The 13,079-nt window shown below is 72.4% G+C and carries 12 protein-coding genes and 1 pseudogene; 7 read left to right on the top strand and 6 right to left on the bottom strand.

The genetic code is table 11. From position 1 onward, the window contains the following. Nucleotides 1–42 precede the first annotated feature (42 nt). Nucleotides 43–636, top strand: a complete 594-nt coding sequence (locus ACWDZ7_RS04655) for a dihydrofolate reductase family protein (protein ID WP_451794821.1) — start codon at nt 43–45, stop codon at nt 634–636. Here the strand turns inward: ACWDZ7_RS04655 and ACWDZ7_RS04650 are convergent. Beyond that, the gene (locus ACWDZ7_RS04650) at nt 538–1,443 is read right to left on the bottom strand and encodes an alpha/beta fold hydrolase (RefSeq protein ID WP_451794819.1); all 906 of its coding nucleotides are present in this window, start codon (nt 1,441–1,443) and stop codon (nt 538–540) included. The genes ACWDZ7_RS04655 and ACWDZ7_RS04650 overlap by 99 nt on opposite strands. Before the next feature lie 149 nt (nt 1,444–1,592). On the opposite strand from ACWDZ7_RS04650, the gene ACWDZ7_RS04645 reads away from it, so the two are divergent. Next, nucleotides 1,593–2,546 carry a MerR family transcriptional regulator gene (locus ACWDZ7_RS04645; protein WP_451794817.1) on the top strand — a complete coding sequence of 318 codons (954 nt, stop codon included), beginning with the start codon at nt 1,593–1,595 and terminating at the stop codon, nt 2,544–2,546. A 77-nt stretch (nt 2,547–2,623) separates the two neighbouring features. Here ACWDZ7_RS04645 and ACWDZ7_RS04640 read toward each other — a convergent pair whose 3' ends face one another. Next, on the bottom strand, nt 2,624–2,869 hold the full coding sequence (locus ACWDZ7_RS04640) for a hypothetical protein (RefSeq protein WP_451794815.1): 246 nt from the start codon (nt 2,867–2,869) through the stop codon (nt 2,624–2,626). Nucleotides 2,870–2,945: 76 nt separating this feature from the next. Further along, nucleotides 2,946–3,640 (bottom strand): annotated as a pseudogene (locus ACWDZ7_RS04635) (glycoside hydrolase family 16 protein); the annotation flags it as partial. A 138-nt stretch (nt 3,641–3,778) separates the two neighbouring features. On the opposite strand from ACWDZ7_RS04635, the gene ACWDZ7_RS04630 reads away from it, so the two are divergent. The 5 genes from ACWDZ7_RS04630 (at nt 3,779) to ACWDZ7_RS04610 (ending at nt 8,713) form a co-directional block, all read left to right on the top strand. Further along, entirely contained in the window at nt 3,779–4,405 is a 627-nt protein-coding gene (locus tag ACWDZ7_RS04630; RefSeq protein ID WP_451794813.1) for a mycothiol-dependent nitroreductase Rv2466c family protein, read from the top strand. 131 nt (nt 4,406–4,536) lie between these two features. Further along, nucleotides 4,537–5,427 (top strand): NAD(P)-dependent oxidoreductase, encoded by an 891-nt coding sequence (locus tag ACWDZ7_RS04625; RefSeq protein WP_451794811.1) that lies wholly within the window; start codon nt 4,537–4,539, stop codon nt 5,425–5,427. 87 nt (nt 5,428–5,514) lie between these two features. After that, nucleotides 5,515–5,907, top strand: a complete 393-nt coding sequence (locus ACWDZ7_RS04620; RefSeq protein ID WP_451794809.1) for a MerR family transcriptional regulator — start codon at nt 5,515–5,517, stop codon at nt 5,905–5,907. A 49-nt stretch (nt 5,908–5,956) separates the two neighbouring features. Beyond that, nucleotides 5,957–6,289, top strand: coding sequence for a thioredoxin (gene trxA / locus ACWDZ7_RS04615; protein WP_451512892.1), 333 nt, complete (start codon nt 5,957–5,959; stop codon nt 6,287–6,289). Between the two features lie 174 nt (nt 6,290–6,463). Then, nucleotides 6,464–8,713: a HelD family protein gene (locus tag ACWDZ7_RS04610; RefSeq protein WP_451794807.1), complete on the top strand. Its 2,250-nt coding sequence runs from the start codon at nt 6,464–6,466 to the stop codon at nt 8,711–8,713. Here ACWDZ7_RS04610 and glgB read toward each other — a convergent pair. The 3 genes from glgB to ACWDZ7_RS04595 all read right to left on the bottom strand — a co-directional run. Further along, nucleotides 8,688–11,165, bottom strand: a complete 2,478-nt coding sequence (gene glgB, locus ACWDZ7_RS04605) for a 1,4-alpha-glucan branching enzyme (RefSeq protein WP_451794805.1) — start codon at nt 11,163–11,165, stop codon at nt 8,688–8,690. The two genes, ACWDZ7_RS04610 and glgB, sit on opposite strands and share 26 nt — an antisense overlap. 29 nt (nt 11,166–11,194) lie before the next feature. Next, nucleotides 11,195–12,637 (bottom strand): maltokinase N-terminal cap-like domain-containing protein, encoded by a 1,443-nt coding sequence (locus ACWDZ7_RS04600; protein WP_451794803.1) that lies wholly within the window; start codon nt 12,635–12,637, stop codon nt 11,195–11,197. 118 nt (nt 12,638–12,755) lie between these two features. Beyond that, on the bottom strand, nt 12,756–13,079 hold a 324-nt coding region (locus tag ACWDZ7_RS04595), incomplete at its 5' end, for an alpha-glucosidase C-terminal domain-containing protein (RefSeq protein WP_451794801.1).

Raw genomic sequence — 13,079 nt, 5'->3', positions numbered from 1 at the left:
CGCAAGCACAACCAGCGCCACGACCGCTTCCCAGGAGCCCCCATGCGAAAGCTCGTCTACTTCATCGCTGTCAGCCTCGACGGGTTCATCGCCGGGCCCGACGGTTCCGACCCCACCGGCCCCGACGGCTTCTGGCCGATCGGTCAGGACTACGTCCAGCACCTCGCGGAGACGTACCCCGAGACCCTGCCGGCCCCGGCCAGGCAGGCCCTCGGCATCACCGCCGAAGGGTCCCACTTCGACACGATCCTGGAGGGCCGCCGGACGTACATGATCGGCGTGGACGCCGGGCAGCCCAACTGCTACCCGCACCTGCGGCACCTGGTCTTCAGCCGCACCCTCACCGAGGCCCCCGACCCCGGCATCGAACTCGTCGCCTCCGACCCGGTCGAGAGGGTGCGGGAGCTGAAGCGCGAGGACGGCAAGGACATCTGGCTCTGCGGTGGCGGCGAGCTGGCCGGGGTGCTGCGGGACGAGATCGACCGTCTCGTCGTCAAGATCGGCCCGCTGACGCTGGGTTCGGGCACGCCCCTGTTCTCACAGAAGACCACCTTCGACCCGGTCCTCTACGAGCGGACGGACGCCGTTCTCCTCGACAGCGGCACCGTCTTCCTCACCTACGACAAGCAGATCTGACGTACGGCTGTCGGCCGAGCCGAGGCGGCGGCCCTCTCCCGCCGCCGCCCTCAGCAGTACGTCGGACAGCTCGTCGGGAGTGGACAGCATCGGCCAGTGACCGGTGGCCAGTTCGAAGAAGGTCGCCCTCGGGTCGGTGAGGTGCTGGACGAGCGGCAGGCCTGACGCCACGAGCGCTTCGAGCGCGGCGATGTCCGTCGTGCCGCCGATGGTGCAGAAGACGCCGGTCGTGGGGAGGGCGGCGACCGCGCCCGAGACACGCAGCTTCCGCGTGGCCGTGCCGAGCGGCATCGGCGAGGCCAGGCGGGCGATCCGGGCCAGCCCGTCGGGGGAGACCCCCGCGAGGTTCCCGTGCGCCCGCCACTCCTCGGAGGTGGGCGCGGGGACCCGCCAGCCGTCCTCGGCCCGCGCCACCATGCCGAGCATCCGCTCGCGGGCCGCCCCGGCCGGCATCAGCTCCCGCACCTGGTCGAGCATGGAGCAACCGTCCTGCGGCAGCGGCGAGTCCAGGTGGACCAGGCGGGCGATCCGCTCCGGGCGCTGGTCGGCGGCGCCCGCGGCCGGATAGATGCCGTAGCAGTAGCCGACGAGGACGACCTCGGGCGCGTCGACGTGGTCGATCACCTGGACCACGTCCTCGATGTGCGTCTCCAGGTCCGTCCGCGGGCCCGCCAGATGGCGGCGGTCCCCCAGGCCGGTGAGCGTCACCGGGTGCACCTCGGCTCCCGTCGCCCGCAGCCGGGCCGCCACGTCCCGCCAGATCCAGCCGCCCGTGTGACCGCCCGACACCAGCACGAACACCGTCATGATTCCTCCAGATCGAGAACGAGATCGAGGTCCAGGTCCAGGTCGAGGTCCAGATACGACCTCGGTACGCCGTTGCCCGCGCGGCCGGGCTGATCGCCCCGCCGCGCTCGCACGTACGCTAGGAACTCCCCCTGAGGGAGGTTCAAGTCGTGCCGGAAGACGGCAAGTGGAGCATCGGGCAGCTCGCCGAGCGGGCCGGCGTCACCGTCAAGACCGTCCGCTTCTACTCCGACCGCGGGCTGCTGCCCGAAGCCGCCCGCAGCGGCGGCGGGCACCGCCGCTACGGACCCGAGGCGCTCGAACGGCTGCGCCTCATCCGTTCCCTGCGCGGCCTCGACCTGCCGGTCCGTGACGTCAGCCGGGTCCTGGACCAGGAGGACGTGCTGGAGGACATCGTCGAGGGGCAGTTGCGCGACGTCGGTACGCGGCTGACCGCCCTGCGCTGGCGGGAGGCCGCGCTGCGCCTGCTGCGCGACTGTTCCGCCGAGGAGCGGGCCGAGCGGCTGCGCCTGGTCGGGGCGCTCTCCGCGCCGCCCAGCACGGCCGCGCTCGCGCGGTTCTGGCGGCGCTGGCTGCCCGCGCGGCTGCCGGCCCGGGTGGCCTCCGCGGTCGTCGAACAGGCGGTCCCGCAGCTGCCCGACGACCCGGTCCCGGCACAAGTGCTCGCCTTCGCCCGGCTGCACGCGTTCGTCTCCGGCTCCTGCTTCGACTCGGGCCCGCGGACCGGAACTCCCCGCCACGGCCAGCCCGAAGTCCACCTGCCCGGCAAGGGGTACCGCCCCGCCGTGCTCTACGAAGGTCTCCCCGAGGCCTTCGCGCTCGCCTCGGCCCAGCTGCGGGCGGGCCGCGCGCCGCACCGGGGCGAGGCGCTCGACAGCTTCGTCGCCGCCCACGCCGCCGCCCTCAACGCCCGCGACACCGCCGACTTCCGCCGCGGACTCGGCCGCATGCTCGCCGCCGAGCCCCGCATCGACCACTACTGGCAGCTCACCGCCGAGGTCGTCAGCCCACCGCAGGGGCCGCCCGAGCCGACGCCGGGCGCCGCCGACAACTGGCTCCGGGCGGCCCTGCTCACCTCCACCGAGCACAGGAACAGCTCTTGAGACACGTACGACGCCCCCTTCGCCGTACTCACCGCCCTGGCCCCGTCCCCCGCGCCGCTCAGCCTCCCGTCCGCCACTCAGGAGTCGACGGTGGCGCGGACGTGCCGTACGAGCGCGTTCTTGTTCTTGAAGGGGGCCGCCGACCAGACCGCGTCGAGGAGTGTCGTGCCGTCGGGCCCGGCCGGGTTTGGTGACGCCGGAGGCGGTCCCGCCGTACGCCACCCGGGGCCCGGACCGACGGAAGTAGGCGTGCGGCGGGTCCTCGGTGCCTTCGAGGAAGGGCGCGAACTCGACGCCGTCCAGCGTGTGGTGGAACGGTTCACGGCCTCCGACGCGCGAGTGGGTGACGCCACCCCAGGGCCCCGCCACCCCCGGCTGCCCGCGCGCCGCGTGCTACGGCCGCGTCCACACCGCCACGTGGTCGACCACCATGGCGTGGCCCGGCTCCGTCGCTGGTGTCGGCGTCGCGCGGCCCGCGACGCCGTTGGGGAACGCGCCGCCCATCGCCACGTTCAGCAGGATGATGAACAGCGCTCCTGGCTCAGGGTGTGGAACCGCTCGCCGTCCACGTACCAGCGCAGCTGGTTCGGCGTCGCCGAGCGGTTCCACTCGAAGCGGCACGTGTGGGACGCCGACTGGCAGCTCGCCCCCGGGCAGGGGCGGCCGGCGCCCAGGGCCTGGGTCTCGTTGCGGTCGCCGCCCGGGTTCACGCCGCAGTGCAGCACGCCCCGGACCGCGTTGACGCCGTTCACGTTCTCCATGACGTCGAACTCCCCGATGGAGGGCCAGTTCTGGTAGTCCCCGCGGTAGGGCGAGCCGAGCGCCCAGAACACCGGCCGGTAGCCGAGCGCCGCGTCGCCGGTGACGTCCGGCATCCGGATGCGGGCCTCGATGGCCGGCGTGCCGCCCTGCGGCGCCTTGAAGTCGGTGCGCTTCGACTCGATCCGGGCCAAGGCCCACTTGCCCGACGCGTCCCAGCGCGGGGTGATCGTCAGGTTGCCTGCTCCGTCGGTATTCAGGTTGCCTGAGGAGTTCGTGTACTCCTGGGTCTACCCCGTACCCCAATGGCGCGGGCCACCCGAGTAGTTGTGCCCGAATCAGGCACCTCCGTGGAGGGTGGGAGTGTGACGGTGAGAGCGCTCTCAGAGTGGCGCTGTTGGTTTTGTAGTTGCGGCCGGGCAGCGCGTCAATGGCTGCGGCGCGTCAACTCCTTGAAGGCGTACGGTGGACGAATGACCGGCACCGAGGAACACGGGATCCGTGGAATGGGCGTCGACTTCTGGTTCGACCCCGTCTGCCCGTACACCTGGATCACCTCGCGCTGGCTGCGCGAGGTGGAGCGGGTGCGGGACGTCACCGTGCGGTGGCGGGTGATGAGCCTGGCCGTCCTCAACGAAGGCCTGGAGGTCGACCCGGAGGACCCCGGGGGGCTGTACGGGGAGTACATGAAGGCGCACGGCCGCGTGTGCGCCGCGGTGCGCGAACGGCACGGGAACGACGCGCTCGGGCGGTACTTCGACGCCCTCGGGCAGCGCGTCCACGAGCGGCAGGACTGGACGGGCATGACGGCGGCGCTCGCCGAGGCGGGGCTCCCGGGGGACCTGGAGGCCGTGGCGATGACCACGGAGTACGACGCGGTGGTACGGGCCTCCCACGAGGAAGGCACCGCGCTGGTCGGCGAGGACGTCGGCACGCCGGTGCTCGCCGTCGACGGCGTCGGGGCGGTGTTCGGCCCCGTCGTGTCCCCGGCTCCCCGGGGCGAGGCGGCGGGGCGGCTGTGGGACGGCGTGGTGCTGATGGCCGGGGTGGAGTGCTTCTACGAGTTCAAACGGGCGTACGGAGAGCTGGACTTCGGCTGACGTCATGCGCGTGGTCACCGCGCCCTCGGGGCACCCCGCACGGCCCCGCCCACCTTGCTTACCTTCTGGTGAGTACCTGACCAAATAGTCGGTACTTGTAAGGAGTCGGGCCCCCGCCAACGATGGGGAGCATGACCACTGATCGACACACATCCCCCTCCGTCACCGTCCTCGGCCTCGGCTCCATGGGACAGGCCCTCGCCGCCGCCTTTCTGAACGCCGGCCACCCCACCACCGTCTGGAACCGCTCACCCGGCAAGGGCGACGAGCTCGTCGCCCTCGGGGCCGTCCGCGCCGCCACCCCCGCCGACGCGGTCCGCGCCGGTGAGGTCATCGTCGTCTGCGTCCTCGACTACGACGCCGCGCAGGTGATCCTCGACCAGGTCGCCCCCGCCGACCTCGCCGGACGGCTGCTCGTGAACCTCACATCCGACACCCCGGAGCGCGCCCGAGAGGCAGCCGCCCGCGCCGCGGACCTCGGCGTCGACTATCTGGACGGCGCGGTCATGGTGCCGGTGCCGATGATCGGCACGCCGGACGCGCTGATCTTCCACAGCGGTGCGCGGGCCGCGTACGAGAAGTACGAGGAGACGCTCAAGGCGCTCGGCGGGCGGAGCGCCTACGTCGGCGAGGACCACGGTCTCGCCGCCGTCTACGACAACTCCGTCCTGGACTTCTTCTGGACCGCCATGCACGGCCTGGTGCACGGTTTCGCCCTCGCCGCCGAGGACGGCGTGAAGGCCGCCGCCCTCGTCCCCTACCTGAAGGCCAACGTGGCGCTCCTGGAGAGCGTCGTCGAGGGCACGGCCGCCGACATCGACGCGGGCAGCTACCCCGGCGTCATGGACAACCTCGCCATGGAGGCCGAGGGCATCGAGCACATCGTCCACGCAGCCGAGCACCGCGGCCTGGACGCCTCCGCGCTGCGCGGGGTCCTCGCGGCGGCCCGCAGGGCGGTCGACCTCGGGCACGGCGCCGACACCTGGACCTCGACGATCGAGGGCATCCGCAGGCCGGCCTGATCCGCGGCTGCGGAAGAACTCCTGGTGAAGAAGCTCCCGCCGAAGACCCCTGGCCTTGACGCCCACGTCAAGCATTACCGTCGACGCATGCGAATCGGCGAGCTCGCGGCGCGCGCGGGGACGACCACGCGGACGCTGCGCTACTACGAGTCCCGCGGGCTGCTCCCCGCGCGGCGTACCGGCAACGGCTACCGCACGTACGACGAGGACGACGTGCGGCTCCTGGAGCAGATCAGGACGCTCCAGGACTTCGGGTTCGACCTGGAGGAGACCCGGCCCTTCGTGGAGTGTCTGCGCTCCGGCCATCCGGAGGGCGACTCGTGCCCCGCGTCGCTGGCCGTGTACCGCCGCAAGCTCACCGAACTCGACGCGCTGATCGGCGAGTTGGACGCGGTGCGCGCACAGGTCGGCGCGCAGTTGACGCGCGCCGAGGCGACGCTCGAAGGCGGCCCCGAGCCGCGCTGCGAGATGACGGGATGACCCGGGCGACCCGGGTGACCCGGATGATGTGGATGAGGAGAGTGGTGAAGTGAAGGCAGCAGGCGTGGCCGAGGTGACGGACGCGGACTTCGAGGGGGAGGTGCTGCGCGAGGCGGACCGCCCCGTGCTCGTGGAGTTCACGGCGGACTGGTGCGGCCCGTGCCGGCAGCTGGCGCCGGTCCTGAGTGAGCTGGCGCGCGAGGAGGCGGACCGGCTGAAGATCGTACAGCTGGATGTGGACCGCAGCCCGGAGACCGCCATCGCGTACCAGGTGCTCTCCGCGCCCACCATGATCGTGTTCCGGGGCGGTGAGCCCGTGAAGCAGATGGTGGGCGCGCGGGCCAAGCGGAAGCTCCTCGCGGAACTGGCCGACGTGCTCTGAGACCGGCGCGGCACAGAGAAATACCCCGGACGAATTGACGTCCGGGGTATTTCTCTGCGTATATTGGATTCTTTCGCGAAGCCTTGTCCTTTTAGGCTGTCCGCTTAGCCATGCAGACAGGACAGCGGTTCACGAGAAGCTTTATACGAGCACTGTAACTGGCAAGGGGCTGAATTGTCAACCGAGGAATTGCGGAAAGAGCAGCAATTCGTCTCCGGGCTGTACGCGCGCCTGGACGCGCTGCGCGAGGAGGCCGAGACCGCCGTGCAGACGTCGTTGTCGCAGGTGGGCAACGGTCTACAGGCGCGCCTGGAGCGTGATGTGCTGGTGGCGGAGCAGTCCGGCCTGCTCGCCGCCTTCGACGCGGGGGAGAACGGTCTCTGCTTCGGCAGACTCGAATTCCGCGACGGCCGTGATCACCACATCGGACGCATCGGAATCCGCGCCGCCGACGCCGAGCGCACTCCGCTGGTGATCGACTGGCGTGCCGATGTCGCGCGCCCCTTCTATCTGGCGACGGGCCATGCGCCGATGGGTCTTCGCCGGCGCCGGCACATCACCACCAAGGGCCGCGAGGTCACCGATCTGCACGACGAGATCCTCGACCTCAGCGACACGACCCGCACCGGCCACGAGGGCGCCGACGCCGACGAGGTGCTGCTCGCCGCGCTCGACTCGGCGCGCACCGGCCGTATGCACGACATCGTGCGGACCATCCAGGCCGAGCAGGACCGCATCATCCGCGCCCCGCACCGCGGCGTCCTCGTCGTCGAGGGCGGCCCCGGCACCGGCAAGACGGTCGTGGCGCTGCACCGCGCCGCGTTCCTGCTCTACGCGCACCGCGAGCTGCTCGCCAAGCGGGCCGTGCTGATCGTCGGCCCGAACCCGGCGTTCCTCGGTTACATCGGCGAGGTGCTGCCCGCGCTCGGCGAGACGGGCGTCCTGCTGTCGACGGTCGGCGAGCTGTTCCCCGGTGTGACGGCGACCGGTACCGACAGCCCGGCGGCGGCCGAGGTGAAGGGCCGCGCGGAGATGGCCGAGGTGCTCGCCGGTGTCGTGCGCGACCGGCAGCAGATTCCCGAGCCGGGTGAGCCGCTGGTCATCGCGCACGACGACGGCGACCTGATCCTCGACTGGACGATCGCCTACGAGGCGCGGGAGGCGGCCCGCGACGCGGATGTGCCGCACAACCTGGGACGCCCCTACTTCGCGTTCCGGATCATCGACGCGCTGACCGGTCAGCTCGCCGAGCGCATCGGCGCCGACCCCTACGGCGGCCCCAACTTCCTGGGCCCCGACGACATCGCCCAGCTCGGCAAGGGCATCGCGGCCAGCCCCGAGGTCCACGCGGCCATCGAGGAGCTGTGGCCGACGCTGACCCCGCAGGACTTCGTCACCGACTTCCTGGAGGAGCCGACGCGGCTGAGCGAGGAGGACGCGGAGACGATCCGCCGTCCGCGCGGAGCGGCCTGGACGCCCGCCGACATCCCGCTGCTCGACGAGGCGGCCGAACTGCTCGGGCACGACGACAGCGCCGAGCGGGCGGCGGCCGAGGCCGAGCGGGCCAGGCAGATCGCGTACGCGCAGGGCGTCCTCGACGTCTCGCGCGCCTCACGGACGTACGAGTTCGAGGACAAGGACGAGGACGACGCGGAGGTCCTGCTCGCCCACAACATCATCGACGCCGAGCGGATGGCCGAACGGCAGGAGGAGGCCGACCACCGCAGCGCCGCCGAGCGCGCGGCGGCCGACCGCACCTGGGCCTTCGGGCACATCATCGTCGACGAGGCGCAGGAGCTGTCCGCGATGGCGTGGCGGCTGCTCATGCGGCGCTGCCCGACCCGCTCCATGACGCTCGTCGGCGACCCGGCGCAGACGGCCGAGGCGGGCGGCTGCGGATCGTGGGAGAACATCCTGCGGCCGTACGTCGAGGACCGCTGGGAGTACACCCGCCTCGCCGTCAACTACCGCACCCCGGTGGAGATCATGGACCTGGCCGCCGAGGTGCCGCGCGCCGCCGGGGACCCCGGCTTCCGGCCGCCCAGCTCGGTGCGGTCCACGGGCGTACGTCCCTGGGGGCGCCGCGCCGACGACCTCGCCGCCGCCGTGGCGGACGCGGTGGCGGCCGGGACCCGGGACGAGGGCCGCCTCGCGGTGATCGCCCCGCGCGACCTCCATCAGGAGCTCGCCGCACAGCTCCCCGGAGTGACGGCCGGGGAGGCCCCGGACCTGACGCGGCCGGTCGTACTGATCGACCCGCGTCAGGCGAAGGGCCTGGAGTTCGACACGGTCCTGGTCGTCGAACCGGCGCGCTACGGCGCGAGCGACCTGTACGTGGCCCTGACCCGGGCCACGCAGCGGCTCGGCATCCTGTACGCCGAGGAGCTGCCCGCCGCGCTCAAACAGGTCGCAGCCACACCGTAGCCAGCGGTGGCAGGGTCAGGCGCAGGGACGCGGGGCTGCCGTGCGATGCCACCGGCTCCGGCTTCAGGGGGTCGGGGTTGGTGACGTCGCTGCCGCCGTAGCGGGCCTCGTCCGTGTTCAGGACCTCCTGCCACGCCGCGAACTCGTCCGGCACGCCGAGGCGGTAGGCGTGCCGCACGACCGGTGAGAAGTGGGAGACGGCGAGCAGCGGGGCCCCCTGCGTGTCGTAGCGCAGGAAGGCGAAGACGTTGTCATGGGCGGCGTCGCCGTCCACCCAGGCGAAGCCGCCCGGGTCCGTGTCGCGCTGCCACAGGGCGCCCTCGCGCCGGTAGACGGTGTTCAGGTCGCGGACGAGATCCCGCACGCCCCGGTGGTCGGGCTCCGCGCCGTACGCCGGGTCGAGCAGCCACCAGTCGGGGCCGTGCCCCTCCGACCACTCGGCGCCCTGCGCGAACTCCTGGCCCATGAAGAGGAGTTGCTTGCCGGGGTGGGCCCACATGAAGCCAAGGTAGGCGCGGTGGTTGGCGCGCTGCTGCCACCAGTCGCCGGGCATCTTGGAGACCAGCGACCGCTTGCCGTGGACGACTTCGTCGTGCGAGATGGGCAGGACGTAGTTCTCGCTGTACGCGTACACCATCGAGAACGTCATCTCGTTGTGGTGGTGCTTGCGGTGCACCGGCTCCTTGGAGACGTAGCCGAGCGAGTCGTGCATCCAGCCCATGTTCCACTTCAGGCCGAAGCCGAGGCCGCCGAAGCCGCCCGGCCCCTCGTGGTGGGTGGCCCGGGTCACGCCGTCCCAGGCCGTGGACTCCTCGGCGATGGTGACGACGCCGGGGTTGCGCCGGTAGACGGTGGCGTTCATCTCCTGGAGGAAGGCGACGGCGTCGAGGTTCTCGCGGCCGCCGTGCACGTTCGGCGTCCACTGGCCGTGCTCGCGGGAGTAGTCGAGGTAGAGCATCGAGGCGACCGCGTCGACGCGCAGGCCGTCGATGTGGAACTCCTCGCACCAGTAACTGGCGTTGGCGACGAGGAAGTTGCGTACTTCCGTGCGGCCGTAGTCGAACTCCAGGGTGCCCCAGTCGGGGTGCGCCGCGCGGCCCGGGTCCTCGTGCTCGTACAGCGGCCGCCCGTCGAACTCGGCGAGCGCCCAGTCGTCGCGCGGGAAGTGCGCGGGCACCCAGTCCATCAGGACGCCGATCCCGGCGCGGTGCAGCGCGTCCACCAGGTACTTGAAGTCGTCGGGGGTGCCGAGGCGGGCCGTCGGCGCGTAGAAGCCGGTGACCTGGTAGCCCCAGGAGCCGCCGAAGGGGTGCTCGGCCACGGGCATCAGCTCGACGTGGGTGAAGCCCAGGTCGGCGACGTAGGCGGGCAGCTGCTCCGCTAGTTGACGGTATGTCAGTCCGGGCCGCCAGGAGGCCAGGTGGACCTCGTACACCGAGAACGGAGCTTCGTGGGCGGGCCGTTCGGCGCGTCGCGTCAGCCACTGTTCGTCGTGCCACTCGTGGTGCGATTCGTGGACGACCGAGGAGTTCGCGGGCGGGGCCTCCGTGCGGCGGGCCAGCGGGTCGGCGCGCAGCGTCCTCGAACCGTCGGGCCGCGTGATCTCGAACTTGTACAGCTCGCCCTCGCCGACGGACGGCGCGAACAGCTCCCAGACGCCGGTGCCGCCGAGCGAACGCATCGGGAAGCCGGTGCCGTCCCAGAAGTTGAAGCCGCCGATGACCCGCACACCGCGGGCGTTCGGCGCCCACACGGTGAAGCGGGTGCCGGTCGCGCCCTGGTGGATCATCGGCCGGGCGCCGAGCGCGTCCCACAGCCGCTCGTGCCGGCCCTCGCCGATCAGGTGCAGATCCAGCTCGCCGAGCGAGGGCAGGAAGCGGTACGCGTCGTGGATCTCCAGCTCCGCCTCCTCGTACGTGAGGTGGAGCCGGTAGTCCTCGGGCGCGATCCCCGTCGGCAGCACCGCGGAGAAGAACCCGTCGCCGTCGTCGTGCAGCTCGGCGCGGAGGTCCCCGGCGACCACGGCGACCGCCTTGGCGTACGGCCGCAGGGCCCGGAAGGCCGTGCCGCCCGGTACGGGGTGGGCGCCGAGGACCCCGTGCGGGTCGTGGTGGGTGCCGTCCAGGAGGCGGACGCGGTCCTCTTCGGGCACGGGGGACGCGGCGACGGCCGGGGCCGGAGGTGTCCTCACGGCCGCTTTCGCGACCGTCTTCGCGGCCGCCTTCCGCGTGGTCCTCGGGCTCTTCGCGGTCTTGGCCGCCTTGGTCGCCCTTGCCGCCTCGGCTGTCCCGCTCGTCGCCTTCTTCTGGCTCTTCCGGTTCTTCTGGGCCGGTGTCTTCCGCGTGCCCTTCGGGGCGGGCGTCTGCTCGGCGGGGTCCGGTTCCGGGGTGCGGGGCGCGGGCGGGGCGGGGGCGGGGGCTTCGGCAGACGGCTTGCGGGGACGGGGGGCCACAGGAGAGGCCTCCTTCCGGAAGAGGGTGGTCAGTGGGAGGCGTCGGCGGAGCCGTCCCCGGCGAGGCGCCGGGCCGCGGCCAGGGGGACGGGGAGCCAGTCGGGGCGGTGACGGGCCTCGTAGAGCACTTCGTAGACCGCCTTGTCCGTCTCGTGGGCGCGCAGCAGCACCGGGTCGGTGCGCGGGTCGCGGCCCGCGACGTCCGCGTACCCGACGCAGTACGCGGCCCGGCAGTCCGCGGCCCACCGCGAGGCCCACGGTTCGGTGGCGCACGCCGCGTAGTCGAAGGAGCGCAGCATGCCCGCGACATCGCGGACCGGCGGCTGCGGCAGGCGGCGCTCGGTGAGCGGGCGCGCGGGCTCGCCCTCGAAGTCGATGAGCGACCAGTGGCCGTCGGGCGAGCGCAGGCACTGCCCGAGGTGCAGGTCGCCGTGGACGCGTTGCGCCGTCCACGACTGGCCCTCGCCGCCGAGGTCGGCCAGCGCCTCGAACGCGGTGAGCAGCCCCGGGGCGTACGGCCGCAGCGCGGGGACGGCCTGCGCCGCCGCCGCGAGGCGCTGGGCCATGCCGTCGGCGATGAGTTCGACCTGGGCCCGGCCGAGGGTGACGGTCGGCAGCGCGGCGGCGAGCGCGGCGTGCACCTCCGCCGTGGCGCGGCCGAGCGCCCGCGCCTCGCCGGTGAAGGACTCGTCCTTGTCGATCATGCGCAGGGCGAGCTCCCAGCCGTCCTCGGCGGCGGCCAGATAGGGCTGGAGCACGCCGAGGCCGCAGGCTTCGTCCGCCGTGGCCGCGCCGGGCGCCGGATCGGCGAGGAACCACGCGGCGGGGGCGGGTACGCGTGCGCAGCCCTGCCGGGCGAGGTGGAGCGGGAGTTCCAGGTCGGGGTTGACGCCGGGCACGACGCGGCGGAAGAGCTTCAGGATGAACGTATCTCCGTATATGACGGAGGAGTTGGACTGCTCGGAGGCCAGCAGGCGCGGGGCGAGGCCCGAGGGGATGCCCGTGCTCATGTCGCGTTCGAAGCGGAGTGGGCCGTGCCGGCCCGGCATCCGCAGCCGCTCCAGGAGCAGCGCGGTGAGCCGTGGGTCGTGCAGCGCCTCGTACACCGTCTGACCGGCGAGAGGGCCCTCGGTGACGTGTCCGATGAGGGCGGGCGCCAGCTGCGGCGGGAGGGTGCGGCGTACGCCGATCAGCAACTGGTAGCAGTCGGCGGGCCGTTCGGCCGCCGCGCCGTGCAGGGCGGCGTCCTGCGCGGGGACGATCGGCTGGCGGACCCGCACAAGCAGGTGGAACAGGCCCGCCGGGGAGCTGCGCGGCAGGAGTTCGGTCACCGCCACCGGCTCGAAGGCGCCGATCGGGCGGCCCTTCCCGGCGAACCACCGCTGCCTCGGCAGCCACTCGCGCAGCAGCGGGTCCAGCGAGGCGAGCAGCGCCGTGGCGTGCGCGGTGGGGCGGGTGGCGGCTTCCGACATGGCGTCGCGTCCTTTCCGCGGGGCGGACAAGGCAGAGTGCGGGAGTGCCGGCTGTGCGTAGGAGTGCCCAGGGCGGGGCGGCGGAAACCGCCCCGCGAGGGCGTCGCGCGGCTGGATCCTACGACGGTTCCTCGCGCAGCCGGAACCAGTAGAAGCCATGCCCCGCCAGTGTGAGGAGGTAGGGCAGTTCACCGATGGCCGGGAAGCGCACCCCGCCGATCAGCTCCACGGGATGGCGTCCGTTGAAGGCTTGTAGATCGAGTTCGGTGGGCTGCGCGAAACGCGAGAAGTTGTGCACGCACAGCACGAGGTCGTCGTCGCCCCCCTGCTCCGTCGGGGGCGCTTCCCGGAGGAAGGCGAGGACGGCGGGGTTGGAGGAGGGGAGTTCGGTGTAGGTGCCGAGGCCGAAGGCGGGGTTCTGTTTGCGGATCTCGATCATCCT

The organism is Streptomyces sp. NPDC003032, from assembly GCF_053591415.1.
This window is presented reverse-complemented; position numbering and strand designations above follow the sequence as displayed.

Bases quoted from the DNA above. Each gene is read 5' to 3' on its own strand.
- ACWDZ7_RS04625 (WP_451794811.1), top strand. From the start codon at position 4,537: ATGACCACTGATCGACACACATCCCCCTCCGTCACCGTCCTCGGCCTC.
- ACWDZ7_RS04600 (WP_451794803.1), bottom strand. From the start codon at position 12,637: ATGTCGGAAGCCGCCACCCGCCCCACCGCGCACGCCACGGCGCTGCTC.
- ACWDZ7_RS04630 (WP_451794813.1), top strand. From the start codon at position 3,779: ATGACCGGCACCGAGGAACACGGGATCCGTGGAATGGGCGTCGACTTC.
- ACWDZ7_RS04655 (WP_451794821.1), top strand. From the start codon at position 43: ATGCGAAAGCTCGTCTACTTCATCGCTGTCAGCCTCGACGGGTTCATC.
- ACWDZ7_RS04620 (WP_451794809.1), top strand. From the start codon at position 5,515: ATGCGAATCGGCGAGCTCGCGGCGCGCGCGGGGACGACCACGCGGACG.
- ACWDZ7_RS04650 (WP_451794819.1), bottom strand. From the start codon at position 1,443: ATGACGGTGTTCGTGCTGGTGTCGGGCGGTCACACGGGCGGCTGGATC.